The organism is Salinisphaera sp. G21_0 (assembly GCF_017744115.1).
GTDB lineage: Bacteria > Pseudomonadota > Gammaproteobacteria > Pseudomonadales > Endozoicomonadaceae > Endozoicomonas.
In genome coordinates this window covers 1-25,978 of sequence record NZ_JAGHQW010000005.1, presented here as the reverse complement: position 1 = coordinate 25,978, position 25,978 = coordinate 1, and the positions used below count along the sequence as shown (strand labels likewise).

At 47.9% G+C, this 25,978-nt stretch carries 27 protein-coding genes, 9 tRNA genes and 2 pseudogenes; 14 read left to right on the top strand and 24 right to left on the bottom strand.

The window, feature by feature from the left end:
* Positions 1-29: 29 nt before the first annotated feature.
* Positions 30-2,645: a bifunctional acetaldehyde-CoA/alcohol dehydrogenase gene (gene adhE / locus J7439_RS03720; protein WP_209200489.1), complete on the bottom strand. Its 2,616-nt coding sequence runs from the start codon at positions 2,643-2,645 to the stop codon at positions 30-32.
* 56 nt (positions 2,646-2,701) lie between these two features.
* A complete protein-coding gene (locus tag J7439_RS03715) occupies positions 2,702-2,908 on the bottom strand; it encodes a hypothetical protein (protein ID WP_209200488.1) in 207 nt (68 codons plus the stop codon).
* Between the two features lie 581 nt (positions 2,909-3,489).
* On the opposite strand from J7439_RS03715, the gene fbaA reads away from it, so the two are divergent.
* Both fbaA and J7439_RS03705 read left to right on the top strand, forming a co-directional pair.
* Entirely contained in the window at positions 3,490-4,563 is a 1,074-nt protein-coding gene (fbaA, locus tag J7439_RS03710) for a class II fructose-bisphosphate aldolase (protein WP_209200487.1), read from the top strand.
* 176 nt (positions 4,564-4,739) lie between these two features.
* Positions 4,740-4,961 (top strand): hypothetical protein, encoded by a 222-nt coding sequence (locus J7439_RS03705; protein ID WP_101745863.1) that lies wholly within the window; start codon positions 4,740-4,742, stop codon positions 4,959-4,961.
* Positions 4,962-5,219: 258 nt separating this feature from the next.
* Here J7439_RS03705 and J7439_RS03700 read toward each other — a convergent pair.
* The 12 genes from J7439_RS03700 to J7439_RS03645 all read right to left on the bottom strand — a co-directional run bounded on the left by J7439_RS03700 (position 5,220) and on the right by J7439_RS03645 (position 10,692).
* Positions 5,220-5,295, bottom strand: a tRNA-Glu gene (locus tag J7439_RS03700).
* Positions 5,296-5,439: 144 nt separating this feature from the next.
* Positions 5,440-5,515, bottom strand: a tRNA-Ala gene (locus J7439_RS03695).
* 57 nt (positions 5,516-5,572) lie between these two features.
* Positions 5,573-5,648 (bottom strand) — tRNA-Glu (locus J7439_RS03690).
* 47 nt (positions 5,649-5,695) lie between these two features.
* Positions 5,696-5,771: transfer RNA gene (locus tag J7439_RS03685), tRNA-Gly, on the bottom strand.
* A 53-nt stretch (positions 5,772-5,824) separates the two neighbouring features.
* Positions 5,825-5,900: transfer RNA gene (locus J7439_RS03680), tRNA-Glu, on the bottom strand.
* A 48-nt stretch (positions 5,901-5,948) separates the two neighbouring features.
* Positions 5,949-6,024 (bottom strand) — tRNA-Gly (locus J7439_RS03675).
* Between the two features lie 36 nt (positions 6,025-6,060).
* A tRNA-Gly gene (locus tag J7439_RS03670) sits at positions 6,061-6,136 on the bottom strand.
* 54 nt (positions 6,137-6,190) lie between these two features.
* Positions 6,191-6,266: transfer RNA gene (locus tag J7439_RS03665), tRNA-Glu, on the bottom strand.
* Between the two features lie 19 nt (positions 6,267-6,285).
* A tRNA-Ala gene (locus J7439_RS03660) sits at positions 6,286-6,361 on the bottom strand.
* A gap of 231 nt (positions 6,362-6,592) precedes the next feature.
* Positions 6,593-8,071: a glutamate--tRNA ligase gene (gltX, locus tag J7439_RS03655; RefSeq protein WP_209200486.1), complete on the bottom strand. Its 1,479-nt coding sequence runs from the start codon at positions 8,069-8,071 to the stop codon at positions 6,593-6,595.
* Positions 8,072-8,352: 281 nt separating this feature from the next.
* On the bottom strand, positions 8,353-9,669 hold the full coding sequence (locus J7439_RS03650; protein WP_209200485.1) for a cation:proton antiporter: 1,317 nt from the start codon (positions 9,667-9,669) through the stop codon (positions 8,353-8,355).
* Positions 9,670-9,744: 75 nt separating this feature from the next.
* Complete coding sequence (locus tag J7439_RS03645) at positions 9,745-10,692, bottom strand: TDT family transporter (RefSeq protein WP_209276711.1); 948 nt, start codon at positions 10,690-10,692, stop codon at positions 9,745-9,747.
* Between the two features lie 345 nt (positions 10,693-11,037).
* Between J7439_RS03645 and J7439_RS26880 the strand changes: the two genes are divergently transcribed.
* Positions 11,038-11,283 (top strand): type 2 periplasmic-binding domain-containing protein, encoded by a 246-nt coding sequence (locus J7439_RS26880; RefSeq protein ID WP_209200483.1) that lies wholly within the window; start codon positions 11,038-11,040, stop codon positions 11,281-11,283.
* Between the two features lie 368 nt (positions 11,284-11,651).
* On the opposite strand, the gene J7439_RS03635 is transcribed toward J7439_RS26880, so the two are convergent.
* Complete coding sequence (locus J7439_RS03635) at positions 11,652-12,818, bottom strand: hypothetical protein (protein ID WP_209200482.1); 1,167 nt, start codon at positions 12,816-12,818, stop codon at positions 11,652-11,654.
* A gap of 554 nt (positions 12,819-13,372) precedes the next feature.
* Here J7439_RS03635 and J7439_RS03630 point away from each other — a divergent pair.
* Positions 13,373-14,164, top strand: a complete 792-nt coding sequence (locus J7439_RS03630) for a hypothetical protein (protein ID WP_209200481.1) — start codon at positions 13,373-13,375, stop codon at positions 14,162-14,164.
* 293 nt (positions 14,165-14,457) lie between these two features.
* Entirely contained in the window at positions 14,458-14,658 is a 201-nt protein-coding gene (locus tag J7439_RS03625) for a helix-turn-helix domain-containing protein (protein WP_353622991.1), read from the top strand.
* A gap of 158 nt (positions 14,659-14,816) precedes the next feature.
* On the opposite strand, the gene J7439_RS03620 is transcribed toward J7439_RS03625, so the two are convergent.
* The 4 genes and pseudogenes from J7439_RS03620 to J7439_RS03600 form a co-directional block, all read right to left on the bottom strand.
* Positions 14,817-15,413, bottom strand: a complete 597-nt coding sequence (locus tag J7439_RS03620; protein ID WP_209200480.1) for an acyloxyacyl hydrolase — start codon at positions 15,411-15,413, stop codon at positions 14,817-14,819.
* Between the two features lie 160 nt (positions 15,414-15,573).
* A pseudogene (locus J7439_RS26275) lies at positions 15,574-16,616 on the bottom strand (capsular biosynthesis protein).
* 240 nt (positions 16,617-16,856) lie between these two features.
* Positions 16,857-17,255, bottom strand: a complete 399-nt coding sequence (locus J7439_RS03605) for a capsular polysaccharide export protein, LipB/KpsS family (protein ID WP_209200477.1) — start codon at positions 17,253-17,255, stop codon at positions 16,857-16,859.
* Entirely contained in the window at positions 17,242-18,336 is a 1,095-nt protein-coding gene (locus J7439_RS03600; RefSeq protein WP_353622992.1) for a capsular polysaccharide export protein, LipB/KpsS family, read from the bottom strand. The genes J7439_RS03605 and J7439_RS03600 overlap by 14 nt, the downstream gene beginning before the upstream one ends.
* A 35-nt stretch (positions 18,337-18,371) precedes the next feature.
* Between J7439_RS03600 and J7439_RS26270 the strand changes: the two genes are divergently transcribed.
* The 4 genes from J7439_RS26270 to J7439_RS03585 all read left to right on the top strand — a co-directional run bounded on the left by J7439_RS26270 (position 18,372) and on the right by J7439_RS03585 (position 19,984).
* Entirely contained in the window at positions 18,372-18,494 is a 123-nt protein-coding gene (locus tag J7439_RS26270) for a hypothetical protein (protein WP_286198190.1), read from the top strand.
* A gap of 214 nt (positions 18,495-18,708) precedes the next feature.
* A complete protein-coding gene (locus tag J7439_RS03595; RefSeq protein ID WP_209200475.1) occupies positions 18,709-19,275 on the top strand; it encodes a TIGR04219 family outer membrane beta-barrel protein in 567 nt (188 codons plus the stop codon).
* 71 nt (positions 19,276-19,346) lie between these two features.
* The gene (locus J7439_RS03590) at positions 19,347-19,571 is read left to right on the top strand and encodes a FitA-like ribbon-helix-helix domain-containing protein (RefSeq protein ID WP_209200474.1); all 225 of its coding nucleotides are present in this window, start codon (positions 19,347-19,349) and stop codon (positions 19,569-19,571) included.
* Positions 19,568-19,984, top strand: coding sequence for a type II toxin-antitoxin system VapC family toxin (locus tag J7439_RS03585; RefSeq protein ID WP_209200473.1), 417 nt, complete (start codon positions 19,568-19,570; stop codon positions 19,982-19,984). Before J7439_RS03590 ends, J7439_RS03585 begins: the two co-directional genes overlap by 4 nt.
* A gap of 184 nt (positions 19,985-20,168) precedes the next feature.
* Here the strand turns inward: J7439_RS03585 and J7439_RS26875 are convergent, their stop codons facing one another.
* A complete protein-coding gene (locus J7439_RS26875) occupies positions 20,169-20,327 on the bottom strand; it encodes an IS66 family transposase (RefSeq protein ID WP_209200472.1) in 159 nt (52 codons plus the stop codon).
* A gap of 156 nt (positions 20,328-20,483) precedes the next feature.
* On the opposite strand from J7439_RS26875, the gene J7439_RS03575 reads away from it, so the two are divergent.
* On the top strand, positions 20,484-20,726 hold the full coding sequence (locus J7439_RS03575; protein WP_209200471.1) for a DUF6364 family protein: 243 nt from the start codon (positions 20,484-20,486) through the stop codon (positions 20,724-20,726).
* Positions 20,723-21,148, top strand: coding sequence for a type II toxin-antitoxin system VapC family toxin (locus J7439_RS03570; RefSeq protein WP_209200470.1), 426 nt, complete (start codon positions 20,723-20,725; stop codon positions 21,146-21,148). Before J7439_RS03575 ends, J7439_RS03570 begins: the two co-directional genes overlap by 4 nt.
* 65 nt (positions 21,149-21,213) lie before the next feature.
* Here the strand turns inward: J7439_RS03570 and J7439_RS03565 are convergent.
* The 4 genes and pseudogenes from J7439_RS03565 to J7439_RS03550 form a co-directional block, all read right to left on the bottom strand.
* A pseudogene (locus tag J7439_RS03565) lies at positions 21,214-21,465 on the bottom strand (UDP binding domain-containing protein); the annotation flags it as partial.
* A 139-nt stretch (positions 21,466-21,604) separates the two neighbouring features.
* Positions 21,605-22,477, bottom strand: coding sequence for a hypothetical protein (locus tag J7439_RS03560; RefSeq protein ID WP_209200468.1), 873 nt, complete (start codon positions 22,475-22,477; stop codon positions 21,605-21,607).
* A 124-nt stretch (positions 22,478-22,601) separates the two neighbouring features.
* On the bottom strand, positions 22,602-23,078 hold the full coding sequence (locus tag J7439_RS03555) for a hypothetical protein (protein ID WP_209200467.1): 477 nt from the start codon (positions 23,076-23,078) through the stop codon (positions 22,602-22,604).
* A 45-nt stretch (positions 23,079-23,123) separates the two neighbouring features.
* On the bottom strand, positions 23,124-23,348 hold the full coding sequence (locus tag J7439_RS03550; protein ID WP_209200466.1) for a hypothetical protein: 225 nt from the start codon (positions 23,346-23,348) through the stop codon (positions 23,124-23,126).
* Between the two features lie 64 nt (positions 23,349-23,412).
* Between J7439_RS03550 and J7439_RS03545 the strand changes: the two genes are divergently transcribed.
* The 3 genes from J7439_RS03545 to J7439_RS26870 all read left to right on the top strand — a co-directional run.
* Positions 23,413-23,568 (top strand): hypothetical protein, encoded by a 156-nt coding sequence (locus tag J7439_RS03545; RefSeq protein ID WP_209200465.1) that lies wholly within the window; start codon positions 23,413-23,415, stop codon positions 23,566-23,568.
* A gap of 876 nt (positions 23,569-24,444) precedes the next feature.
* Positions 24,445-25,080, top strand: coding sequence for a hypothetical protein (locus tag J7439_RS03540; protein WP_209200464.1), 636 nt, complete (start codon positions 24,445-24,447; stop codon positions 25,078-25,080).
* A gap of 750 nt (positions 25,081-25,830) precedes the next feature.
* Positions 25,831-25,978: transposase (locus tag J7439_RS26870; RefSeq protein ID WP_209200595.1), on the top strand; the 148-nt coding region annotated here is incomplete at its 3' end.

Below are 25,978 nucleotides of genomic sequence, written 5' to 3'. Positions count from 1 at the left end.
AGAGGCATACGACCTGTTTCAGTCGAAGGTTATTTGCCGTAATAAGCCTTGGTGAGCAGCTCTTCCAGCTCAGAAATCAATGGCAAACGAGGATTCGCCGTTGTGGTCTGATCTTCAAAGGCGTGGTTAGCCAGCATGCTGATTTTACTCTTGAACAGAGACTCATCCACACCAATCTCCTGAAGAGAAGCAGGCATATCCAGGCGCTTCATCAAATCACGAACCGCATTGGCCAGGGATTTAACCCCCTCTTCCGGCGTTTTGGCAGGCAGGCCGAGCATTTTGGCAATCTCAGCATACTTTTCGTGGGCAATGTAATACTGATATTTCGGGAATGACGCCACCTTGGTGGGATTAGGGCAGCCGTTATACTCAATCACGTGAGGCAATAACACCGCATTGGCCTGGCCGTGAGAAATATGCAATTCATTACCCAGCTTATGGGCAATCGCATGGTTGACGCCCAGGAAGGCGTTGGCAAATGCCATGCCGGCAATACAGGACGCATTGTGCATTTTCTCCCGAGCTTTTCGGTCAGCGGTTTCATAAGACTGCGGCAGATAATCGAAGACCAGCTGAATCGCTTTCATCGCCAGAGCATCGGTGTAGTCTGAAGCCATGATGGACACATAAGCTTCCATGGCGTGAGTGAGCACATCCAGGCCGGTATCTGCTGTCACTTTCTTCGGAACAGTCAGTACCAGGTTAGGGTCAATAATCGCCACATCCGGAGTCAGCTCATAGTCAGCCAGTGGGTACTTGGCACCTTTTTCCTTATCGGTAATAACGGCGAAGGACGTTACCTCAGAACCGGTACCGGAAGTGGTCGGAATCGCAACCAGCTTCGCCTTCTTACCCAGATGCGGGAATTTATAGACTCGCTTGCGGATATCCAGGAATTTCTGGGCCATACCGGCAAAGTCAGCATCCGGCTGTTCATAGAAAAGCCACATTCCCTTGGCCGCATCAATCGGTGAACCACCGCCCAGGGCAATGATCACATCCGGGTTAAACCGTGCCATTTCCCGGGCACCATTGCGAACGGTCTCCAGACTTGGATCAGGCTCAACCTGATTGAAAATTTCAACCTGAACCGGCACGGTACGCTTTCTCAGGTGGTAGAGGATTTTATCCACATAACCCAGGGACTGAATAATCTCATCAGTAACAATAAATACACGAGAGATGTCTTGCATCTTTTCAAGGTACTGAAGAGAGTTGGCCTCGAAGTAAATCTTTTCGGGAAGTTTAAACCATTGCATATTGACCCGGCGCTTGGCGACACGCTTGACATTGATCAGGTTTACCGCAGATACGTTGGAGGTGGTACTGTTACCACCGTAGGTACCACAACCCAGAGTCAGGGAAGGCATATTGGTGTTGTAAATATCACCAATGGCACCGTGGGTACTTGGTGAGTTGATAATGATACGACCGGCTTTCATGGCCAGAGAGAACTCATCAATCACCTGGTTATCCTGGGCATGCAACACAGCAGAATGTCCAAGACCGCCAAAGTTCAACATCTGATCCGCCAGCTCAACAGCATGATGGGCATCTTTAGCCTTAAGCACTCCCAAAACCGGAGAGAGCTTTTCCCGGGACAGCGGGAACTCAGGACCGACACCCTCAATTTCTGCGGCCAGAATACGGGTATTCTCAGGCACCTTGATACCGGCGAGTCCGGCAATATAAGAAGGCTTCATGCCAACAATCTTACTGTTTACATGACCGTCATGAATGACCACTTCAGCCAGTCGCCCGGTTTCCTCCGGCGTAGTGAAGTACACATTCTGGGACTTCAGCTCTTTGACCACCTCTTTATAAACCGACTGATGAACAATCGCGGCCTGCTCGGATGCGCAGATCATGCCATTATCAAAGCTCTTGGACATAACCAGGTCATTACAGGCCTGTTTGATATCTGCTGACTGGTCAATAATGCAAGGCACGTTACCAGAACCTACGCCCAGGGCAGGCTTGCCGGAAGAGTAAGCTGCGCGCACCATGCCGGAGCCACCGGTCGCCAGAATAACGGCAACTTCAGGGTGGGTCATCAGCTTCTGAGTCGCTTCAATGGAAGGGTACTCGACCCACAGCACACAATCTTCAGGAGCACCGGCCGCAACCGCCGCATCACGAACAATCCGGGCAGCTTCACTGGAACACTTCTGTGCCGAAGGGTGGAAGGCAAAAATAATCGGGTTACGGGTTTTGGTAGAAATAATGGACTTGAACATGGTGGTGGAGGTCGGGTTAGTCACCGGAGTAACCCCACACACAATACCTACAGGCTCAGCAACCAGCATGAAATCTTCTTCAGCGTTGTCTTCAATAACGCCTACGGTCTTATCGTACTTGATGGAGTGGTAAACGTACTCGGTGGCAAAGATGTTTTTGGTCACCTTATCTTCCAGGATACCACGACCGGTCTCCTCAACAGCCATTCGAGCCAGCTCCATATGAGCTGCCTGACCCGCCAGAGCCATAGCCCTGGTGACCCTGTCGACATCTTCCTGAGTCAGCTTGAGAAACTTCTCCCTTGCCACCATTGCCCGCTCAATTAACGCATTAATCTGAGCATCAACATCCTGAACAACTGCATCTTTATTTACAGTTTTTCCAGCCTGCTTTTTCCCGGCCATGATTATCGCCCTCTACTCTAGTAGTTAACCAAGATAACCTTTAAAAAAACTATCTATTATTCCGAGGCTATTTTTTTTATATCTTTGCCCAGAATAGAAATGCTGTTTAATAAGCTGGCAATCATCAGGTCTCCGTCTTCTATTTCAACCTCCTCAAGATAGTGCATCCTGAGTATTAATGCCTGACCATTGCCATTTATTGGTAAACTCTCAACTTCGATAAAATTGCCTGCGTCAGCCTTTGCAAGTTCACCGGGTATCACAAAACTTTTATTCCAAATAATTATTTAAAAATATTTTTTATTTGACTTAAGGTATATATCGCTCTCTGTTTTCAGCATTACAACACAAGAAAACCTCAAAAAAACTGATTCAAATCAAGAAACCACTATTGATTTTTTTGCCAAATAGAGTATCAAAATAGATCAACAGCATTCATACATTGACATGCTTTTTCCCAGACTAAATCTTCGGAAAAACGGCTAAAAAACGGCATTCTCAATAAAAACCAATAAACTGAAACAACATTTTCAAAATCCAGCCGCTGAAAAAAACACAACCACATTGAAAAAAAACAGAAACAGACAACAATAAACAACAGTTATAAAATCCCCCCGCCATAGTTTTTTATTAATCAGGAAAAAAGGCTTTACCTGTTGTAACCTTTCCGTATCATTAGCAAGAATTTGAAGTGTCTATTCCGGAATTTTTCAGCCCTGATGATAGATCGATGAACGATTCGGTCCCGTCGTTGAGCCTTGGTCGCAAGAAAAGACATCCTGACCAGACACAGCACTCAAACTGAAACACACCGTTAACCCTTGATCGAGGAAGAATCAGTCACATGTCCCAAAAAATCCTGGACCTGGTAAAGCCAGGCGTCGTTACCGGCGATGACGTTCAGAAAATCTTTGAAGCTGCCAAGGCCGGTGAATTTGCACTTCCAGCAGTGAACGTTGTTGGCACCGATTCAATCAATGCAGTTCTTGAAGCTGCGGCTAAAGTAAAGTCTCCTGTTATCATTCAGTTCTCCAACGGTGGCGCGTCCTTCTTCTCAGGTAAAGGCCTGAAGACTGACCCTGCCGGTGCCCTGGGTGCCATTGCCGGGGCAAAATACGTCCACGCGGTTGCTGAAGCTTATGGCATTCCTGTACTCCTGCACACTGACCACGCTGCACGCAAACTGCTGCCATGGATTGATGCTCTGCTGACTGCGGGTGAAGAATTTTACGAGCAGCACGGCAAGCCACTGTTCTCTTCCCACATGATCGACCTGTCTGAAGAGTCTCTGGAAGAAAACATTGCCACTTGCGCCGAATACCTGACGCGTATGGCCAAGATGGACATGACACTGGAGTTCGAACTGGGCTGCACAGGCGGCGAAGAAGACGGCGTTGACAACTCTCACATGGACAGCTCCATGCTGTACACCCAGCCAGAAGACGTAGCCTACGCTTACGAAATTCTGAGCAAGATCAGCCATCGCTTCACCATCGCCGCTTCTTTCGGCAACGTTCACGGCGTATACAAGCCAGGTAATGTTCAGCTGACACCGAAGATTCTCGACAACTCCCAGAAGTACTGCTCTGAGAAGTTCGGCATTCCAGCCAAGTCACTGAACTTCGTATTCCACGGCGGCTCTGGCTCTACCCTGGAAGAGATCCGTGAATCCGTCTCTTATGGCGTAGTAAAGATGAACATCGACACAGACACCCAGTGGGCATGCTGGGAAGGTGTTCTGAACTACTACAAGAAGAACGAAGCTTACCTGCAGGGCCAGCTGGGCAACCCTGAAGGTGCCGACAAGCCAAACAAAAAGTTCTACGACCCACGGGTTTGGCTGCGAGCTGGTCAGGAGTCCATGATCTCCCGTCTTGAGCAAGCCCATAATGACCTGAACAGCATCGACGTGCTGTAATCAGAGCCAGGCACCGGCATCTGCCGGTGTCTATTACCTTTCGCCAGAACCTCTCAAGCCAAACCCCACCCTCTCAAAACATCAAAAGCAGCGAAATCCCCTGTTTCTTCTAAACTCTTTAGTACTTTTGACGATATATCCACACAACTCTAAACAAAAATGAATGGGGGAAGACCATGCCCAGACAGAAAGCACAACCCAAAAGCACCACCACAAAAAATAAGCAGCAAGCCAAATCATCCAATGATGAATGGGTCGGGCTCAGCTTCCGAGTATCCCCTGAGTTTTCCAGGGAATTTAAGGTGTATGCGGCCAAGAATGACTTTAAGCTGGTTGATTTACTGAAAGAAGGCTTTAAAGCTCTGAAAAAGCAGAGACGTCAGTCCCAGACTCGTTAAGACCCACTTTAGCCAGAGACCGATCCGAAATCAGAGTAAGACAGAGGATTGATGGGTAAAGGGGAACAAGAAAATTCACGCAAAAAAAATCAGCCTGATGGCTGATTTTTTTTATTGGATGGTAAAACGAGAATGACTCTTGTAACAAGTAAGCTCTACCTCAACGCTGGCAAGCATTGTATTCTGCCAACTGAGCTATTCAGGCTGAGAAGGTGATTTTAAGAATTTATCAGCCCCGACTCTCTGAAAGAGAATAAGTGGCGTCCCCTAGGGGACTCGAACCCCTGTTACCGCCGTGAAAGGGCGGTGTCCTAGGCCACTAGACGAAGGGGACGCAAAACCTTCTGACTTAAATGATGCAATCATCGCTTAAGCTCTAGATTTGGAACAAAGCATGCAATAACTCTTGTCACAAGAAAGTGTGACACTACCCTGGAAATAGAGTGGTCTAACAACCGAGTAATTACCGCAATAGAAATGGTGGAGCTAAGCGGGATCGAACCGCTGACCTCAACACTGCCAGTGTTGCGCTCTCCCAGCTGAGCTATAGCCCCATATCAACCTGTCGCATTATGCCATTCTGGATAGCAAATACAACATTTTGATAATAGTGGCGTCCCCTAGGGGACTCGAACCCCTGTTACCGCCGTGAAAGGGCGGTGTCCTAGGCCACTAGACGAAGGGGACGCAATCCTTCTGATCCAAGCAACATCAAGCCACTTGAACTCTAGATTTGGAGCGGGAAACGAGGTTCGAACTCGCGACCTCAACCTTGGCAAGGTTGCGCTCTACCAACTGAGCTATTCCCGCAGTGAAGACATATTAAGGATTCTTCAAATCCTGCTCTCTGGTCAGAGAATAAGTGGCGTCCCCTAGGGGACTCGAACCCCTGTTACCGCCGTGAAAGGGCGGTGTCCTAGGCCACTAGACGAAGGGGACGCAAAACCTTCTGACTTAAATGACACATCATCACTTAAGCTCTAGATTTGGAGCGGGAAACGAGGTTCGAACTCGCGACCTCAACCTTGGCAAGGTTGCGCTCTACCAACTGAGCTATTCCCGCAGTGAAACCTTTTAAAGACAGCTTCAGGTCTGAATCTGGAGCGGGAAACGAGGTTCGAACTCGCGACCTCAACCTTGGCAAGGTTGCGCTCTACCAACTGAGCTATTCCCGCAATGAAGACATATTAAGGATTCTTCAAACCCTGCTCTCAAGTCAAGAGAATAAGTGGCGTCCCCTAGGGGACTCGAACCCCTGTTACCGCCGTGAAAGGGCGGTGTCCTAGGCCACTAGACGAAGGGGACGCAAACATCGAACGATGTTTGGTGGAGCTAAGCGGGATCGAACCGCTGACCTCAACACTGCCAGTGTTGCGCTCTCCCAGCTGAGCTATAGCCCCAAAACCTTCGCAGCAACAATACTTAGCGTATTCAACAACTGCTTTTGCTTTAGCACCTTTCGATGGACGCTTTGTTTTGCCACCCCCGAAACGCAGGGCGAATGATATGGATGCCCCCCTATCCTGTCAAGCGTCGCTTATAAAAATTATGATCAAATAATAGTGCAGTTATATATGCATCTATAGAAAAGGCCGGTAGACAACCGGCCTTAGCCCAAAGAAGCCGCCGGGTTAAAGCGCTGCAAATTCTTTTTCCAGACGCTTCGCTTCTTTTTTGGAAACGCCACCCAACACCTCAACAGCATGACGCAGGCGTGCACGCGTCATATCCGGGCCCAGGATCTCCATAGACTCCATAACAGACCAGGAGTTTGGCGTACCGGCAATAGCAACAAAGACAGGATGATTAAAATCACCCAGTTTAATGTCCATCGCTTTGGAAAGCCCTTTAATTTCCGCGAAAATCTGATCACGCTGCCACTGGCGCAGCTGTTCAAGCTTCCAGAGCGTGAACTGCAACACCTTCTTAACATCACCCGCTTCCAGCTTTTTATGGGCAAAGTCTTCAGGCGACAGATTCAACATACCTGAGAACATAAAGGCAGCAATGGGGGCGAAATCGCTGAGACGCTCAACACGCTCTTTCGCCATTGGCAGAAACTTCATCAGGTAGTCACGGTTCAGTAACCAGTGATGCAGGCGATCGGCAAATTGCTCCGTGGTCAGGTTTTCGCGAATCCAGCTGGCATTCAACCAGGACAGTTTTTCCTGGTCAAAAATCGGGCCGCCCAGAGAGACCCTTTTGAGATCAAAATCCGCCAGCATCTCTTCCAGGCTGAACTTCTCCCGTTCGTCTGGCATGGACCAGCCCATACGACCGAGGTAGTTCAACAGCGCTTCCGGCAGATACCCCATATCACGATAGTAAGTAATACAGGTTGGGTTCTTGCGCTTGGATAACTTGCTCTTATCAGGGTTTCGCAACAGCGGCATATGGCAGAGCACAGGCATCTGCCAACCAAAGTATTCGTACAACAACTGATGCTTGGGCGCAGAGTTGATCCACTCCTCACCACGAATAACATGCGTGATTTCCATCAGGTGGTCATCAACAACATTGGCCAGATGATAGGTTGGCATGCCATCGGCTTTCACCAGAACCTGCATATCCACCTGGGACCAGTCAATCTCGATGGTACCACGGAGCATATCATCCACCGTGCAGACGCCACTGTCAGGCACTTTCATCCGGACAACGTGAGGCTCGCCCGCATTCAGCCTGGCCTGAACGTCGTCCTCAGAAAGATGCAGGCAGTGACCATCGTACCCGGGTGTCTGCTTGTTAGCCATTTGTTCTGCACGCAGGGCATCAAGACGCACTGATGAGCAGAAGCAACGGAATGCATGCCCTTTATCCAGCAGGATTTGAGCATGATCAGCGTAGATTTCCCGACGCTCACTCTGTCGATAAGGGCCGTGTGGGCCGCCAACATCAGGACCCTCATCCCAATTCAATCCAAGCCAGCGCAGCGAGTCGAGAATCTGTTGCTCGGATTCAGGGGTACTTCTCGTTTGATCCGTATCTTCTATACGAAGCAGGAACTGGCCGCCCTGACTCTTGGCAAACGCCAGATTAAAAAGGGCGATATAAGCAGTACCGACATGAGGATCGCCGGTAGGGGAAGGTGCAATACGGGTGCGTACAGTCATGGAATTGCTTTCTCAATAACGCCCGAGCCCCGGGAGGCTGACCGAGAATAGACAGCCCTACTGCGGTGGCAGCAAATTGGTCTAAAAATCCGCTTTTGTTCGGCAAATAGCCCCGCTATTCACCTCACAAAACCGAATTTTTATCCTCAATTTTCTGCCATCCTCGCTATGGGTGCCATTCTCGGTCAGCCTCTCGGTGGGCGCAGGCTGACAGAATGCCAAAACAGGTATTATAAGGCTGAGAGCCAACAGCACCCAAATATTGATTGAATTCAGTGGCGTCAGGCTTCCCTTTTTATCCCCAAACGGGACATCAACCAGCCAATGGTTGTACCCTGAATCAACAGTGAGAAAAGAATAACGGCAAGCGTCATTTCTATGATCATGCGCTTTTCAGGCATGGAGTCCGGGATCGATAGCATCAGGGCAACAGGCACAACCCCTCTCAATCCGCCCCAGAACATCACCTTCATTGAATGGCTGTCCACTTGATTACTCAATGGCATCAGGTTGCTGACGGGCAGCAACAGATATACCACCAGAAAGCGCGCCATAAGAACGGCGACAATGGCAACGATTAACGTGGGGTAGATCGTACCGAGCCGCTCAATATTCCGCAGCAGGAAGTCCTCACTTAACCCTAACAGCAGGAAAATAAAGCTATTGGCTACAAATGCCATAAACTCCCAGTAAGGATCCAGGTGACGCAATGTCATAAAGTCAGCCATGGCCCGACGGCCATAGCTGCGAGTGACAATCCCGGCAGCGATAACCGACATGACACCGGACGTTTCAAAGACATGGTCAGCAATAATAAAGCTGGTAAAAGCCAGGATAGTTGTCAGAGCAATATGCACATAAGGCATCCCCCGGGACAACCTGAGTAGTACCAGCATGGCTGCCCCCATGGCCGCACCCACAAAAATCCCGCCAAAGAAAACCCTGAAGAACTCGATAAAGGCAGCAAAAGCCGTGCTACCGGACAGCCCTGTACCCGATTGGATAATCGAAAGCACAATGCCAAACATAACGATCGCGGTTGCATCGTTAAACAAACTCTCTGCATCCATCAGCAGAGACATCCGTTCAGGCGCTTTCACCTCTTTAAAAAGCGCAATCACGGCCACTGGATCCGTTGCCGAAATCAGCGCACCAAACAGCAGCGCGCCCGCCAGCGTCAGAGACGTCAACTCACCCAGAACCACACCGAGAACCAGGGTAGACAAAATCACTCCCACAATGGCCAGCATCAATACAGGCACCAGCTCTTTCATCAGGGCGGAAAACTTTATATTAATGGCCGCCTCAAACACCAGTACGGGGAGCAAAACGTACATAATCAGGTCATGAGTCAGGGAAAGACGGAGCAAAGGTGCCAGTATTTCAGAATATTCAGCCGCTATCCCCAGGGCCATACCGATCACAACCAGCCCAATAGTATAGGGAAAACGCAGCTTTTTAAGCAGGATTGCCGAAATAGCCGCCAATAAAAACAGGCCGCAAAAGATCAGCATAGGGATGGCGAGACCAGCGTCAGAGTGTGTTACCGACATTTCCTGTTCCGTTAATAAATAAATGCCGAAATGAAGAGGGATCATAAGCTCGGCATTTCAGGCCATGGGTACAATTTACCCATGGCCATATTGACCGGTCAGTCCATATCTCGACATACATCAGGGATGGCGAGGTGAGAAGTAATACCAGAGATAGCGGAGGGCAACATAAAGTACGATCACCGTCGCCACCAAAAGTTCAAAACCGGCCAGACTGTTAATAACATCACAAACTTTTTGATAGCCCTGTTGATGAAGTATATCTGCCAGCTTAAACAACGCTGTAGCCCCAATTACCATCGGAAATGTGAAAGCAGCATATCCTGGCGAAAACGGCAGACGCAGTAAGCGAACAAACGCAACATAGACCAGACTCGTCATAAAAATAGCCAATGGCAGCAGGACCGCAACCAGTAAGTAATTCGGCTGGTCAGTTATCGACAGGTAGCCCGCCAGAGAAAGGCTCGCCGGTGCCGCCATAATGGCAAACGTGGGCAGTGCAGCATCAGGAATTTTCTCTCTGAAAATCAAACGATACAACATCAATGGCAGCTTTATAAAGTAGCAGCATAGTCCAAAAACAAACAACGTAAAGACAAGTTCCTCATGCCCCATACCCTTGCTGGTCACTGCCGCGACAATAATGCCAACGGGCGGCACAAACCAGCTTGGAACCATTTGGTGCAAATGAAAATCAATGAATCTGTGAGCCGTAAAACTGATAAACAAAAGCAGATGAGCAATAACAGCCAACAGCCAGAGTCCTCTGGCAAAAGCAGGCGCTACCATCAACAAAGATTGCGCAATGACCATGCTGGCCATGGCACAGGTTGGCATCACGCTGCTCACTACAGGGTGAGCCAGATCCTCCCGAAACAAATCGGGATTGCTCACAAATTTCAGAATAATGGCCAAAACCAGCAGGCTGGCCACCAGCGCCGAAGACAACTTGAACCACCCGGCGAAGTCAGGCAACACCAGAGCCCAGACAGCTCCCAGACTGGCAATACCCAAAGCCAGACCTCCCAGCGGAGTCGGTACATTCCTGAAACGGACACTCAAAGCCATTTTACGCATTGGCAAGCCATCCTTTAACTGACTAACAACTGCCACTTGCACTCATCTCCAGAAACCAGTTGGAATAAAGATATAACCCAACAAAAAATAAGGAAAGTCAAACTTATGGATAGTGAGATTAACCCGGATATGCCATAAACTGCCCCGAATCTCGCGCGGGACTTTGTCGCTCTGAGGGATTTTGTGAAGGAGCGCCGTACCGGGGAGTACGGTCGACTGAGCAAAACTCCCTTAGAGCGGCAAAGGACAAGCGAGAGCGGGGGCATGTTTATGAAATATCCGGGTTAAGTTTTACTTATACTTTTTTGCAGTAGCACCACCCTGGCAAAACACAAAATGGTAAACATTAAGAGCCTTGAGCAGACTGAATGGATATTACGGGAGCCCCGATCAGGCACCCCTATGCTTTTTGAGCTTCATATTGGTCAGTATTTTCGACAAAGACATCTGAAGATGGAGCTTAACCAGACTGGGGCGATCAGGCGCATGGTGAGCTCCATTGGCATCAGCTGCCTTTCGGAACCCTGCATTGCAAACGAGCTGGTACAGGGCGATTTGGTACAACTTACCGAGAATCCCTGACATACCCGACGCCATGAGAAAAGCCTGCCTACAGAGCTTCGATAGGCTGATGTATCTGATATTGAGTTTAAATTCAGTGCGCAACCTCTCCGGAATATTATTCTGTAGGAAGAGTTCCAAGTCGGCGAGCAACTGCTGCCTTTGGCTGCAATCGTAATCAGCTATAACAACGAACTGAAGTTGCCCCCTGTTGTTGCCAGACATTGACAACCCGCACACACGTGTATTCAAAGAAAGCAGAGGTCTAACAAAACCCATTAATTCTCTCTTCATGTCATTTATATTTGTCCTTTCTGAGTTTATGGGTAACATACCCTGTGATTGCGATGGCGTGGTTCCAGAATTGATATTTTGCATAATTAATTCCTTTAACGTGAACTTGATGTTAGGATTCTTGGAAATTCGATATCGGAACACAAACCCTTTAACCTCTGAGAATCAAACATCAACTGCTTAACGCTTGATGGCCAATTGTAAAATTGGATAAATGATGGCGACCCCATTAAACTGTAGTCATTTAATTGCACCTGAAAGAACTCTCCATTCTTTCTCCTTAACTCTTTAATCCCGTCCCTGAGAATGTCCGGATTATCTTCATACCCTTCATGCATACTACAAAACAAACCACCCTCAACAGTGGTGCAGAGCATTTCCCCTCCACGTCGAATAAATTCCGCGAGCACAGGGCCTAAATACCCTTGGGGATATGCTGAAACCAATAAACAACTACTGCAATCCTCAGGCAGGCACTTGTTAATATCTTTTGGGAACTCAGCTTGTTCAACAGGTAAAAATCGAGTTAATGGTTCACGATCATAGCATTTAACATTAACTCCACCCATCAAACCAAAACATTTTTCAAGGAATGCTTGCCCCGAACCAATACTGATAACTGTTTTTGGAAAAGCGTCTTGATAAGCACTTTCGCATAAACAGAGCATAACATTTAGAAATCTTACTGGATTTAAACGACCGCAACCGGGAACAGCTACATAAGGAAATATTATATTGAAACCCTCAACATTATTCTGAACAAGTTCACATAAAGCCAATTTTGACATATTTTTCTGTTCTTCCGAATCATCAGAATGAGATACGGAATACAAATCTAAAGGTCTAGCCGCAGCACCGTGAGTCTGCGGATCACCAGGGCAATACCCTCTTTTGGCACTGTTTGCAATATTGGCACTGTTTGCAATAAAAGTAGATGCCGCTGTTTTTAACGCTTCCCGGGAGGGAGGCTCGAGGACTGAGTTATCGGTGGATGGCCTTTTCAGGGATTTGAGTGAATTTGCACTATTGATTGCAACGGCACTGACTTTATGCGTGTCAACATTTGCATTTGCCTTTTGGGAAGTTTCCGACAGAATCGGAACTGTAGTTTGAAATTTTAAACTTACCGTTGCATCAGAAGAAGCAGATTGAACATCGTGACTCCCTGATACAGCCTTTTGTGCCATTGTTTCTTCATAAGACGGTGGTTGATCAGCAGCAGTAACAGGAGAAGATACTGGAGAAGAGGAGGATGAAATCATAAGCATAACCTTATACTTCTCAAACTTGGACAGTTAAAGACAACAAAAAAATCAGATATGTTCATGCTTAATTTCAGATTTTAAGAAGCTGTGGTTTTTCAAGTTTTTCAGCATTATCAGCGTGAGCCTCCCGACATCTGTAGGCTGTTCGGGAATTTGAAATTTAAAACCGGACGGGCCATGAGGCTTCTGTGTAAGTCAAATTGTTATAAACTGGCCGTAGCCTGTTAATTCAGAAGCCCCCGCTTTAGTTGGAAGAGCATGCTACTTTAGCCAGATCGACGTAATGACGTTTTCATGTAGATTCCAGGTCACATCCATGATCAGGCGTACCATCACAGGAGGACTAAGCACATTGATTCCCAAAAATGTTGCCCAAACTGTCAGCCAAAGATTGAAATATCCAAATCCTGTTCTATTTTTATCACTCCAATTCATCAAAAATCAGCCTGCTCGATAAAAACATGGAACTTTCTAATGCCCTAAAAGCATTGACCCTCAGTACTCTTGTATTTGTTTTGACTGGCTGCACTCACGGCGAGAGGTTTAAAAAAGTGATTCCCCCCCTTCAGGCCAATCTGCAAGCCAGATTTAAAGACCAACATCGCGCTTACGAGCCATTGTCCGATTCAGATAAGAATGACCAGACAATCAAGTCAGAGATATTAAAGCGCTTTCAAGAGATTTCAAAAGCTAAAGTAATCCAACTTTCAGATAATGACAAAAAATTACGCCCCATTGGCGTAGGCATGCAAACCATTTTCGAACAGACACTCTTAAAGCTAATGGAAGAAAGATCTGTCACCAGGGTGATGGTATTATTTCATACGAAAACCCCTGCAACCCCGCTGGTTACTCCCGAGAATACAGCCCCCCCTGAAGCCATGTCCAAACAAATGCAAGGTGACAGTGCACGGGCGAAAACCATTAGCGACAGAACTGTCACCGTCAGGAACCTGGCCAAATCCGACCCTGAAAAAGTGACCCTGTATATAGCCTACCCTAAGAGCGGTATGCAGATCAGAGACACCAATCAGCAGGCAACTTATCATAAAGAACTGGCCAAAGAACAGAACAAATGCCTGAAAGATCTCCCATTGTCACATGGAAGTATGCCCGATAATTTAGTAGGAGCTTCTTACATCATGACCGGCACTGATGCAGACAAGGATAGCCAACCGCTCTATTTTGGTCTCAGAGCAGTCCAGGCTATAGATGGTAGTGCAAAAAAACTGACCTGGACATTCTGGCTGGGAGAACTCAACAGCGCGGAGATTCAGCCCCACTATCAAGAGGTAAAATCCTATTTGCAAAGTGGTACAGCAACGGATCTGAAGCTGCCGTAATTCAAAGGGATAGTTCAAAGGTATATTAAAAAGAACCCGGCGAAACAATACGAAGTGTATTGATGCCGGGGTATGTTTTGTTGTCGGTTTACCAATAAGGTAACTACATACCTTCACGTTGCCCAGAATCCCCAGAACATAAACCATTAAATGACAATCTGGAAAGATACAATAAGTTGGCAATTAGTTATCCATAAGGATACGAAGTTTGGACACCGTTCAAAAAGCATTTGGAAATCGTCAACGGGAACTCAGACAGGAGCAATGCCTCACGCAGGAGAAGCTATCTCACCGTGCAAGGGCTCAATCGTACCTATATTGGCGATATTGAACGAGGCGAGAAGAATCTGACTCTGGCCAGTATAGAAAAACTGGCCAGGGTATTGGGGGTAAAAATAAGGGACTTTTTTGACTGGGATTATCTGTTTTCCTATCCCGGATATTTCATAAACTGCCCCGAATCTCGCGCACGACCACATGGATGTGGGAGGTAGGGCGACGCAGGATGCCAAAGCCGAGGACTTTGTCGCTCTAAGGGATTTTGTGAGGGAGCGCCGTACCGGGGAGTACGGTCGACTGAACAAAACTCCCTTAGAGCGGCAAAGGACAAGCGAGAACGGGAGCATGTTTATGAAATATCCGGGCTATATTCTCACCACCAATATCCAAACTGAATCACACCAAAATCCAGTGCTTCATTCTGGTCGTGGAGGTTGGCATTGGAGTAGTGGAACCACCCGGCAGATACCTCGTACTGCATCTGACCGCCAAAGCGGGAACCAATCATGGTACGGATTTCAAACTGGGTATGGCCGCCCATATTGATGGGAGACTTCAGTTTTTTCTCGATATCTTTTTTTGATTGGTAACTGAGGCCCACACCGGCATCCACAAACAGGCGCATTGAGTCTGATGTGTTATGTTCCAGGCGAAAGACCGGAGAAAAGCTGATGGCATAAACATTAGCCGCCCCATCCGGGCTGGGCTGATCTTCCGGCCCGAGGCGACTGATCCAGAAATTGATGGCCAGATCAGAGTAACCGGTTAAACGCCAGGTATCAGAATCTTCCAGCCAGGCCTTGTTCCAGTCCCAGCGCACGCTGGCCCGGTAATCATCCAGTTCGGCTTTGTTTTCGAGGTAGTGACCGTAACCAACAGAGGCACCATCAGGGGTGAGGTCATAGGCGGGGGATAAAGCGGGGGTGATTGCCATCGCCAGGACAATGCCGCGGAGAGCTCCTTTCTCCATTGATGCAACTCCTTACTGATAAATTCAAGGGTATCGCTGTACGGCACTGCTCATGCGATATTCATCAGTATTGACGGAGTTTTAAATCCAAATGGCGATATTAATAGATCGTTTTGAAGTCTTTCAGGTAATTAAAATTCTTAAAGAGAATAAAAAGCGGCTAGGCAACCGCTAGCTCTTCATTTGCCACCACTTGCACCAGTTCTGCCACATTAACGATCTCTGCCGCAGAGACTGACGCAAACTTCTGTTCATAAAAAAGCCGGGTATTCTGGCAGGTCAGAGGCAGCTCATTAAAGAAGCTGCCATTAATCTGGCTCTCCCGGAAAATCAGTGAATGCAAACGGTTAAACAACTCCGAATGCACCGGCTCCGGAGCCTTCCAGAACTGATCCAGAGAACATTGCGAAGTCAGATGGCGAATATCATAAAACGCCCGGCCGGTTACTTTTACCGGCAGGTCATGGAGTAATGCTGAGATCCCCACCGTACTGTTAACCGTAACCACTCCCAGAGCATGGTGATACAACACAGGCAATGGAACATCATGGCAATAGATGATTCGCCCAACCGCACCATAGCGCAGTGCCAGCTGTTGAATCAGCTGTTGGTAATCAGTGTATCCCCGGTCCATCGGATGATGCTTTAACACCAGAAAGTCCCTGTGGTCGGCATGGCCTGCAAAGAGGCGATCACCTCTTCGATAAAGGACTCAACAGAGGGATAATCCGAGTGGTAAAGCATCTGAGAGTCATCATGAACCTGTAGGGCCACCAAAAAGAAACGGCCACTCAGCTTTCCGGTTAACGTCTGGTGAATTCGCTGGTCACGCCACTTGCTCAGACATTTACGACCAAACCCTCGAATCCATTTCGCACCTTCCACAACCGGAGAAAAAGCCCGGTGATGCTGGTAGTTAACAAACCGCTGACGCTGGAACCAGGCAGCCCAGTAATAGAATGCTGCATACCTCACCCGCTGCCCCATGGATGGTGGCATGGCTATTTCAGCATTCAGTCGTTGGCTGGAAGCCGAAGCCAGGCCCATTAGGGAAAAATCCAGGCTCGACAGGTCATTAACCCCGCCACGTTCCAGGGTAATGGTGTCTGGCCGAAGGTATCCTTCCTCAAAGACCATAAACCGCACATTCATACGTTCGCAGACTGGTTTGGCCAGCCGGTGGTACAGGCGGCAATCCCCCATCAGAAAAACAGTCTGAATCTGATGTTCCAGCAGATAGCTTTCCAGAAACTCTGGCCACTGTTCTAAAGTGTCGATGTAATCAACACAGTGGTCAGCACCGCTGTATAAACGGTCGCCACCATTAAAATTAATCTTGTGTGTGATATACCCATGGTCAGAAAACTCCCGGGCCAGCTCACGGAAAAATGGCCCCAGAGGCCCCTGAAGAAAGAGTACCGATGCTATTTGCATTAACATCCCTCAGCTACGGATCGCTTCCAGCAAAAACTGCACTTTTCGGCATTTTCGCCCAAGCCAGCCCTTATCCATCACTTGTTTACCAGCCAGAACCCGTTGTCGAGCCAGCGCCTTTACCACCCGCTCCGGCGTTGTGAACCGTCGGGTCTGCCAGTGCACATAACGTGGATATTCACACAAGGCCAGATACACCAGTTCCGCCAGATTGCGGGAATGCTGCCGACGACGATCAATCGTACTCCCCGCCATATGATCATGGGTCAACCCCCAGCCGGCATAAAACGGCATGCCCCAGCAATGCACGGTTTTATTCTGAAGCAGCGCCTCAAAACCGGCCTGGGAAGTCATCACATGGAGTTCATCACACTGGCTGATGCAATCAAAAATATCACAGTCCGTCACCACCCGATCCACCAACTTCCGGTAAAGGCTTTCGCCCCCAAACCAGCAGGCCGCTGTTTCCGGTATCCTTCGCTAACCGCTTTTGTAACGCCCGATGATGACGCACAAACACCACTTCACCCGCCAGCCCGGCAGCAAACTCTTTAACAAAGGCTCGCTTCCAAAGGCTAAAGCCCAATGCGTAGAGCCGATCAACTTGAGGATTTTGATACTGACGTTGAAGCGCAATCAGCTCGACAACATCTTCCAGTTCACAGGGCTCACCGGTTTCCGGGTCAATATACCGGGTATATAGCAGACAGGCCGCCGCAAACAGACTGGCCAGTGAATGCTTCTGAACGCGACGCTCACACCCTCCCCGGTCATCAGTCAGCCCCCAACCACTGTAGAAAGGCACACCAAAACAGACCACCGGCTTGTTATGCAGTAACGCTTCAAACCCGAGCTGGGAGGTCACCACATATACCTTGTCAAAGTGCGGGAACAGTGATTGGGCATTCACCTTATCCGCCAGCACCTTAACCCTTGTATCCGTCACGCCCTTTATATGGCCATGCTCAAACGGGAAGTAGCCCTGCTTGGTACCCAGCACCACATCCGGATGAACCTTAACCCACACTTCCGCTTCCGGGTTCTCCTGCAAGGCAGCAACCAACATTGCAGTAAAAGTTTCTGCATTGGCCATCCCACAAGAAACAGAACAATCACCAAAGGTCTGGTCAACCACCAGAACTTTGGGCTTGCCAGTACTATCAGCAGGCACCTGCCACTGACCAACCAGCTCATGGTTGTACTTGCTGATATGGTGAGTGCAAATGGTATCAATCAGCTTTACGCTACGGGCTTCCAGCTCCGGCGTTAGCCATTGCGGGTTATTAAGCAGATTTTCCAGATCAGAAGGCTGCCGGGCATCATAATAAATACCGGTTTTATCCACGATCAGGGAAAAACGACGATCCCCCAAAGCCGGATGACCAAGATAACTGATAAAACCATCTTCCAGCCGCCAGAAGGGTAATTGCAGCCGTTCGGCCAATGCGCTGGTTTTGCCAGTATTGGCTTTCATACCCCAACCAAGCACAGCATCCGGTTCACGAAGACCAGGCCATCGGTTCCATGGCCGATGCAGGCAAACACTTCCCTGAAGCAAAGGCTTCAATTCAGGGGCTCGAACAATACCAGCAGAAAGACACAGAAAATGGCTCAAGGTTATCTCTACTCACCTTCGATCAGGGCTAAAAGCAAACGACTGTATCAGCCTTTATCCCCGGGCCCAATCCGCAGATTCCCGCAGACAACCAGAAAGAAATAAAGAGCAATGATGCGAGGGCAAGAATGAAACGGGTCATCTTGTTTAGCACCCGTTCGGTAAAACCCTAAATACACACCGGAGAATGCACTGTACAGTGCACGCTAACGTCTATCTCACCGACACAAAGCGAATCTCACCCTGATGAAAAAATCGATCAGCTTATCCTTGCTGTTACTTTCCAGCACACTCACCCAGGCAGACATTGCCGGCGCAAAGGCCGGACTGGATTACTGGCACACCAACGATCACGGCAAAGGAGGCTCCGCGTATGTCCAGATCGAGCACCCGGTGCCTCTGGTACCCAACGCTGCCCTGCGTGCCACTACGCTTGAGGGTGAAGCGGATGGTATGAACAATGTAGACGCGTACGGCTACTACGAAATCCTGGATAACGACCTGGTCTCCATCGACCTGGGCGCAGGCCTGCACCATATCAATGGCAGTCGTTACTACGACGAAACCCTGCCCATGGCGGTTGCCGATGCCGAATGGTTCCCGGGCAGTCAGGTTTCTTACTACAGCAAACTGAACTACGCCAGAAACTCCGATGCCACCGTAACCGACATCAGTGCCGGTGCCCGCTTCCAGTTGCTGCCCGCCATTTATCTCCAGGCCGGTTATCGCCATTATGAGATGGAGACGGATAATGCTGGAGGGCATTCAGACACCATTAAAGGATTCACCGCAGGGCTCCATATCGATATGTAATATTTGCCAGCAAAAATGCTAGCGACATGCTAGCATTTTGGATTAAACACTCGTTTAAGGAGGCAATATCCATGGCAACCCTGACCATCCGAAACCTGCCAGACGAACTGATCGAACGATTGAAAGCCAGCGCCAAAGCGGGCAACCGTTCCATGGAGCAAGAAGTGCGGGAACTGCTTGAAGCCCGCTATCAACAAAAGTCTGACCTGATTAACGCCATTAAAAACAGCTGGAAAGAACTGCCGGAAACCCCGGCCAAAGACATGGACACCTGGCGACAGGAAGGCCGACCATGACCCGCGCCGTTATCGACACCATGGTCTTTGCCTATGCACTGTTTAATGAGCCTTTGCACCGGCAGGACGCCCTGGCCGTACTGGCAAAAACCGAATACATTCATGTGCCTGATCTGTTCCGGGCTGAGTTCTGTAATGTTGCCTGGCAATGGATAACCCATCAGCAGTTAAGCCTGCATCAGGCCATACAGGCAACCGAACGAGCTGAAGCCCTGATCACATCGGTAACCAGCAGTGAGCGGTTATGGTTCAAAGCACTGGAACTGGCCACTTACACAAAACATCCGGCTTACGATGCGTTATTTGTGGTATTGGCAGAAACATTAGATTGCCCGTTAGTCACCTGGGATAAAAAACTGCTGCGCAATTTTCCAGACATTGCCATGACTCCTGAAAGGCTGTTAAAGCCTTGAAAAGCTAAAACCCCCTTTAAGGATAACCATGAATATTCGTCCGGCTCGAATCATAAAAATGATTGGAGAACGTGGTACAGCGTTTTTTCGTCGTAAGCTGTTGGTGCCCCCCCCATCTCCCCCCTACTTCCACCAGTTCGCTATTTTTACATCATCCGATGTGAGGTTCATAGGCAACAGGTGTTCAACATTGGCACCTTCCCCCTGTGTCAGCATAGTTGTCGATATCCAGTAATCCGCTATCGAGGTAACGGACCAGATACTTCCATTGATTCTGCGCGCAGGTCAGCGCCTTGCCCGGCAGGCTTTTCGGGGGTATTTTCGGTGCTGCCTGTCCAGCCACTGTTTCAGTTTATCCATGATGTGACGGCTGGATCGGCAAGATTTTTCCTTGACATTATTCCCCCCCGGTTTTCTCTTTCTTTTTTCCAGCAATATTATGGACGAATTTCACTATCTGACGTACTATTTTAAAAAAAGATACGCCAAGGTAATCATCATGCACAAACTCACGCTTCGGGTAGAAAACGAACTGGTCAACAATGCGAAAAAATACGCGGCACAACATGGCAAATCGTTGTCGCAACTGGTGGCTGACTACTTTGCAGACCTAACCCGTCATGGGACGGAAGACGAACCATTACCACCATTAACCCAAAGCCTGAAAGGGTTGCTGGCCGATGGCCCGACGGATGATGCAGAAAAGGACTACAAAAAACATCTGGAAGACAAATATCTATGAAAATCCTGGTGGATACCAACGTTATTCTTGATGTCCTGTTCGAACGGGAACCCTTTGTGGCTCACTCATCATCCATTATGGGCAAAGTGGAGCGCAGAACACTCAATGGCATACTCTGCGCCACAACCCTGACCACCATTCACTACCTCACCTGCAAAACCATCGGCAAAGCCAAAGGCAATGCCGCCATTAAAAAATTGTTACAGATTTATCAGGTAGCACCGGTGGATCACACCATATTAATGCATGCCCTTGACAGTGGATTTAACGATTTTGAAGATGCCGTACTGTATGCTGCCGCGATACAAGCCGGAGCCGAAGCCATCATCACCCGCAACGCCAAAGACTTTCGGTTAGCCGAAATCCCGGTATTCACACCGGAAGAATTTATGGTTAATAAGGTGGCAATGTTGAAAAGTTAAAGCGTTACAACGCTTTTTTTAACGTTTAAACCTTCAACGCTGTAACAGAATCGCACCAGCGATTTTTAATCTGATCCAAAAAGGTCGCGGGTAAAGACTTTATCCAACACATCAGCCAGTTCATCCACCAGCCGGTTGGAGACAATCACATCGGCGGACTGTTTGAACCCATCCAGGTCGCTAATCACCCGTGAATTAAAAAACTCCGCTTCATCCAGCACCGGTTCATACACCACCACCTCAACACCCTTGGCCTTGATGCGATTCATAATGCCCTGGATGGACGATGCCCGGAAGTTATCAGAACCGGCCTTCACAGAGAAAAAACTGAACCAGGCCTTGGCTTCAATTGCCGTATCGGGAAGATTTTTCCTTGACTTCATTCAAGAATCAAAACCTGCCACCGGTTTTCTGGTTTTCTTTTGGTTTGGGAGGCTTGGCAGTGAGGAGAGTCATTCATGCTGTCCCTTTACTCTGGAGTGCTGGCTTGGAAGAGCGGTTCATAATGATAATCAGTATCCTCTTTTCCAGAGGCTTTTCCTGCGGCTTTTCCTGCGGCTGTTCTGGGTTAACCGAGACATACTCACCATCAGCATGTCGAAGAACCATATTACCCTCGATATTTGAGAAAACATAACCACTGTTTGGCTCCAAGACGTGTTTTTCAGTAGTCCCCTCAACAGCAAGTATCCCTTTTCCCAAGGATTGTCCCGCAAACTTCGCTGTTTCTAATATTCCTCCCGTGTAATAAGGAGCATTATTTTTAATAACTGAATCGTCATTCATCAACATCACAAGGCTATAGTCCCCCTTATGACGATGCCATAACCCTCCCTTTAAACCCTTATTGGAAATATAATGCCGACCTATGCTCAAATGGAGCACTTCCATAGACTGCTTCTCGGATGAGAACTGCCTGGCCAAAAACTCAACACCTTTTATTGCCAGCTCAATCAAAGCTTCATTACTGGTAACTAATTGATGTACAAAGTTTTCCCGATCAATAATTTGACAGTGTTGGTCAAACTTTACATTTACTTTCCCTGGAACAGGAATCAAATTAACAACATATTGTGAACCAAAATATCCTAATGACCCTTTTGGGGAGACCCGGTGTAACCAAGATAGATTACAAGATGATCGATCCACAAAATAACGACTGTCTTTATCAATAGTCTTGTTGGCATCTTGCAAAATATTCTGAGCAAAAACTTCGCGTACAGCTCGGAATGTATTCCCGAATTTAATATCCACCGTTGCAGTTGAAGCAAGCTCCTCACTCGTTAAGGGAGCGACCATTGTTTGCTGTGAATAATTAGGCGAAATCATTTTAAGTAAACCTTACAACCTGGCGTGAAAAAAATGGCTACTAATCAGTTTACAAACTTTGATCATATTATCGGCAATTTGATCATATTATCGGCAAATAGTTCCGTTATAGTCGAGTGGCCTGTTATACCAATGCCACCTTATAACTTACAATCGTACCAATACGATTAAGTGAATCAAAAGGGGCTGGCGGGGTAGTTTCGCGGTCAACTCCATAAAGTTCTTTTTGTCTTTCCATCATCGGAATGAATCGGTCAGAATCCGCTGGATTACCTTCCTCGATAACCAGATCCGGGATCAATCGACTTTTTCCCTGAACCAGGCTCAGTTTAGGGCCATACTGCACTTGCCGCCGGTCTTTTACGATGATATCTGTATGGGGTTCATACAGGCTAACCACTTTCTCCCGGGCTGGCACCTTTTCACCCTTCAAGACCCTGCGCTCTGTCTGAGAGACTATTGCATCCACCAGGGGCAACAGGTGATCCACATCAGCCTGCCATTTTTCGGCATCATCCGCCAGGAGACGCTGCCCCCGCTGACGGGCACCTGCAAGCTTGAAAGTTGCCTCGATAAGCACCTTCCGGGATTTTCGGGTCAACAGCAGCAGTTTTTTATAATGCTGATGCCGTTCTTCTTTGCCAGCTTAGATGCATTTTCTGGCCGCATCTTTTACGGCTCGGTTGTGATGGGTATATTCATAAAGAGGCGTCGCTGTCAGTGTTTGTCCTCGTTCAAGCAGCCGACAAATTTCTTTAACGGAACAGGCTAAAAGATCACTGTCGCAAGGTGGTTTGATATCGGATTCGGTGACTGTGCTGTCAATGGCCACAGTGCGTCCTTTCTCAATTCCCTGATCTTTAGCGGTCATTAGCTGAGAGTTGTTAAACCGTTCCCATGTAGATGCAGTAAGGAGGCTGACCCCCTGTGTCAGGGTGGCCGACAAACACGACGATCGACGTAATAATTGGATTAAAGAGCTTGACCAGCGCAGGGGCAAGAATATATCAGCGGTGGCAGTTGCCAATAAGAATGCTCGCATTGCCTGGGCTGTGTTAACCAAGAAAGAACCCTACAAGGCAGCAGCATGAGCATCGGCATCAAGCTATTAAACATTTGTCGTTAGACAAGAAAAGCAAGAGCGGTTAATCAGTGTAAGAAGCCTGCAACGAGTTGCGCGGATAAAGTTCAAATGATGGCATAAAAGGTAAGACCTGCATTCCCTTGAACCTGACCGGGGTCAGGGCCCATAGAGGCCGAAGACCTGATGAGTGAGCGGATTCCATCAGGGCCAGAGGCATTGTGACCTCACCCCAAAGGCCGGATTCTTTATTAAGAGAGTGGAAGCATTACTCTTTAGTCATGATGGAAAACTTATCCTTGCAAAGCGGGGCGGACCATATATGACCCCAGCTTTTTGCGGTTTCTCCCCGGGCAACCCGGGGGGAACCCAATGATATGGGTTTCTGTTTTTTCCTGATTGCTGTGGCCAAGCCTGTTGATGAGAGCGCTTGACCCGGATATTTCATAAAATAAAAAACAGCCTGTCGATGTTTTTTGTCTATTTTGTTGACTTGAAGAATAAATAATTCACAAAGGTTTGAGTTATGAACACTAAAGGTCAATATACATATTCTGTTAATAACCGGCAGGGATCATATTCACAGTCACAACAGCCTTTTTCCCCATCAGATGCACGGCAATCATCTGCGGATTCCGGCTATTCAGGCCAGGTGACATACTCGGGATTCACCTTGAACCCACATGATCCCACCAGGCAACATATGCCATATGTTCCCGGTAACCCTTCTAATCCGGATCACACGAGAAGAGTTGATTTTCTGCCACCAGGTGCCGTAGCACCCGCCACTCGTCCCCAACTTTACCCGACTATTCCTCCTTACGCGGCCCCTCCTTCTCCATACCCCGGAATCAATGACCAAGCTGAGCTTGATAGCTCGAGGATCATGCCCAGTTCAAGCAGGCCATATAGCAGTAGTGAAGATGGCAGTTCGTTTACCTTTACGGTTAGGTTGGCCCCATCGAATACAGGCAGTGATGCCGAAAGCACCACTGCTGGTAGCACAGAAACAACTTCATCAAATGATCATTCTTTAGCAACATTCAATTCAGGGTTTCCGGTAGCATCCGCGACTACACACATTGCAACGAGCAGTTCTGACACTGTATTACTGACCTCGGAACCAGGCTTTGTGCGGATAGCAAGTCAGAAGAGAGCCGTTGACGAAGAATTAATGGAGGCGGTAAGTTATCATGATTTTGAAAGAGTTGAAGACTGTTTGAACAGAGGAGCCGATCCAAGTTACAGGCACTCCACAGATCAGGACGATCCAAACGGGTTTATACAACCGATTACGCCTTTAAGATTAGTAATGTTTCGTATTTCAGACTGTTTATTAAATGATGAGGATTTGAAAGAGTTTTATAAAATCGCCAGATGCCTTTTAGATCATGGAGCAGACCCCAAACCTGCCATAAAAATAGCAGAAGAGAGGTATGGAAAATATGAAGATAATTCAGAAGGCGAAAATGATTTGTTTATGGATATATGGAGTATTGTACACAATGCCGGAACGCAATAAATCCGGGGCTATCACGTTGCCACTGCAAGGGTTCTGAGGGTTTTGACTCTCACTGCTGGTTATCGGTGGTCTGTTACAACCTGGTGATTCTGGCCAGGCACCCGGCACCATCCTGATAGCCACCTCCATACTACATGAAAGTACCTTTCCAGCATGGTGGGAGGATGTTTTCTGCCTGCTTTTTGCGTTTTTTCTCCAATATCCGTCCCAGATTAGAGAAAAAAAGGGAAGAGTTTTTCCGGCTCTCTGGAATTCAGGAAATATTAAAACGTACGTACAGTCCGATTATGATTGCCCGATGCGTTTTTGGACGAGAACTAACTACTTAATGTACCTTTATTGATATCCTCAATATCGCCTTATGCGCTGTCCTTTGTGGGGTTGAGACCCTGGAGGGTATGGCCAGATTTAGTCGCAAGCCGGTATTGGCAGCGTGATAAGCGAAAACACCTTTTCAACCATAATTATTTTTCAGCATAAATTTCTAACATTTTCAATTGGCTGTGTTTTTGGATGAGAACTATCCCGGCTCATTTGAAGCTATTTTGGGAGCGGAGCGGACCATTTCATTAGGTCTTGATTTTTGACGTTGGTTTCAAGATTAAAGACCTGCCCCCAGTTTTTTGCCATCACCTTCAGTCGTGATACCAGTAAGAGACTGTTGTAAAAGTTACTGACCATTAACTCAGTGTAAAAACTCAAAGTCGTCTATAACTACAGTGTCTGATTAGCTGAAGAAGGAGGATAATTATGTATCCATCCGACCTGACCGATGACGAGTGGGCAACCCTCAAGCCTCTATTCCCTGACCCTGGCTATGATACTCCAAAAAATGGTCGACCACGTGACTGGAGTTATCGTCTGATATTGAATGCCATATTCTATCTCACTAAAACAG

Excerpts from the sequence above, each read along its gene's own strand:
- J7439_RS03590 (WP_209200474.1), top strand. The coding sequence starts at position 19,347 with ATGGCAACCCTGACCATCCGAAACCTGCCAGACGAACTGATCGAACGA.
- J7439_RS26880 (WP_209200483.1), top strand. The coding sequence starts at position 11,038 with ATGGTAAACATTAAGAGCCTTGAGCAGACTGAATGGATATTACGGGAG.
- J7439_RS03635 (WP_209200482.1), bottom strand. The coding sequence starts at position 12,818 with ATGATTTCATCCTCCTCTTCTCCAGTATCTTCTCCTGTTACTGCTGCT.
- J7439_RS03570 (WP_209200470.1), top strand. The coding sequence starts at position 20,723 with ATGAAAATCCTGGTGGATACCAACGTTATTCTTGATGTCCTGTTCGAA.
- J7439_RS03705 (WP_101745863.1), top strand. The coding sequence starts at position 4,740 with ATGCCCAGACAGAAAGCACAACCCAAAAGCACCACCACAAAAAATAAG.
- J7439_RS03540 (WP_209200464.1), top strand. The coding sequence starts at position 24,445 with ATGCCCAGTTCAAGCAGGCCATATAGCAGTAGTGAAGATGGCAGTTCG.
- J7439_RS03575 (WP_209200471.1), top strand. The coding sequence starts at position 20,484 with ATGCACAAACTCACGCTTCGGGTAGAAAACGAACTGGTCAACAATGCG.
- J7439_RS03645 (WP_209276711.1), bottom strand. The coding sequence starts at position 10,692 with ATGGCTTTGAGTGTCCGTTTCAGGAATGTACCGACTCCGCTGGGAGGT.
- J7439_RS03595 (WP_209200475.1), top strand. The coding sequence starts at position 18,709 with ATGAAAAAATCGATCAGCTTATCCTTGCTGTTACTTTCCAGCACACTC.
- gltX (WP_209200486.1), bottom strand. The coding sequence starts at position 8,071 with ATGACTGTACGCACCCGTATTGCACCTTCCCCTACCGGCGATCCTCAT.
- J7439_RS03620 (WP_209200480.1), bottom strand. The coding sequence starts at position 15,413 with ATGGAGAAAGGAGCTCTCCGCGGCATTGTCCTGGCGATGGCAATCACC.
- J7439_RS26270 (WP_286198190.1), top strand. The coding sequence starts at position 18,372 with ATGGCCGATGCAGGCAAACACTTCCCTGAAGCAAAGGCTTCAATTCAG.
- J7439_RS03560 (WP_209200468.1), bottom strand. The coding sequence starts at position 22,477 with ATGATTTCGCCTAATTATTCACAGCAAACAATGGTCGCTCCCTTAACG.
- J7439_RS03650 (WP_209200485.1), bottom strand. The coding sequence starts at position 9,669 with ATGATCCCTCTTCATTTCGGCATTTATTTATTAACGGAACAGGAAATG.
- J7439_RS03550 (WP_209200466.1), bottom strand. The coding sequence starts at position 23,348 with ATGACCGCTAAAGATCAGGGAATTGAGAAAGGACGCACTGTGGCCATT.
- fbaA (WP_209200487.1), top strand. The coding sequence starts at position 3,490 with ATGTCCCAAAAAATCCTGGACCTGGTAAAGCCAGGCGTCGTTACCGGC.
- J7439_RS03585 (WP_209200473.1), top strand. The coding sequence starts at position 19,568 with ATGACCCGCGCCGTTATCGACACCATGGTCTTTGCCTATGCACTGTTT.
- adhE (WP_209200489.1), bottom strand. The coding sequence starts at position 2,645 with ATGGCCGGGAAAAAGCAGGCTGGAAAAACTGTAAATAAAGATGCAGTT.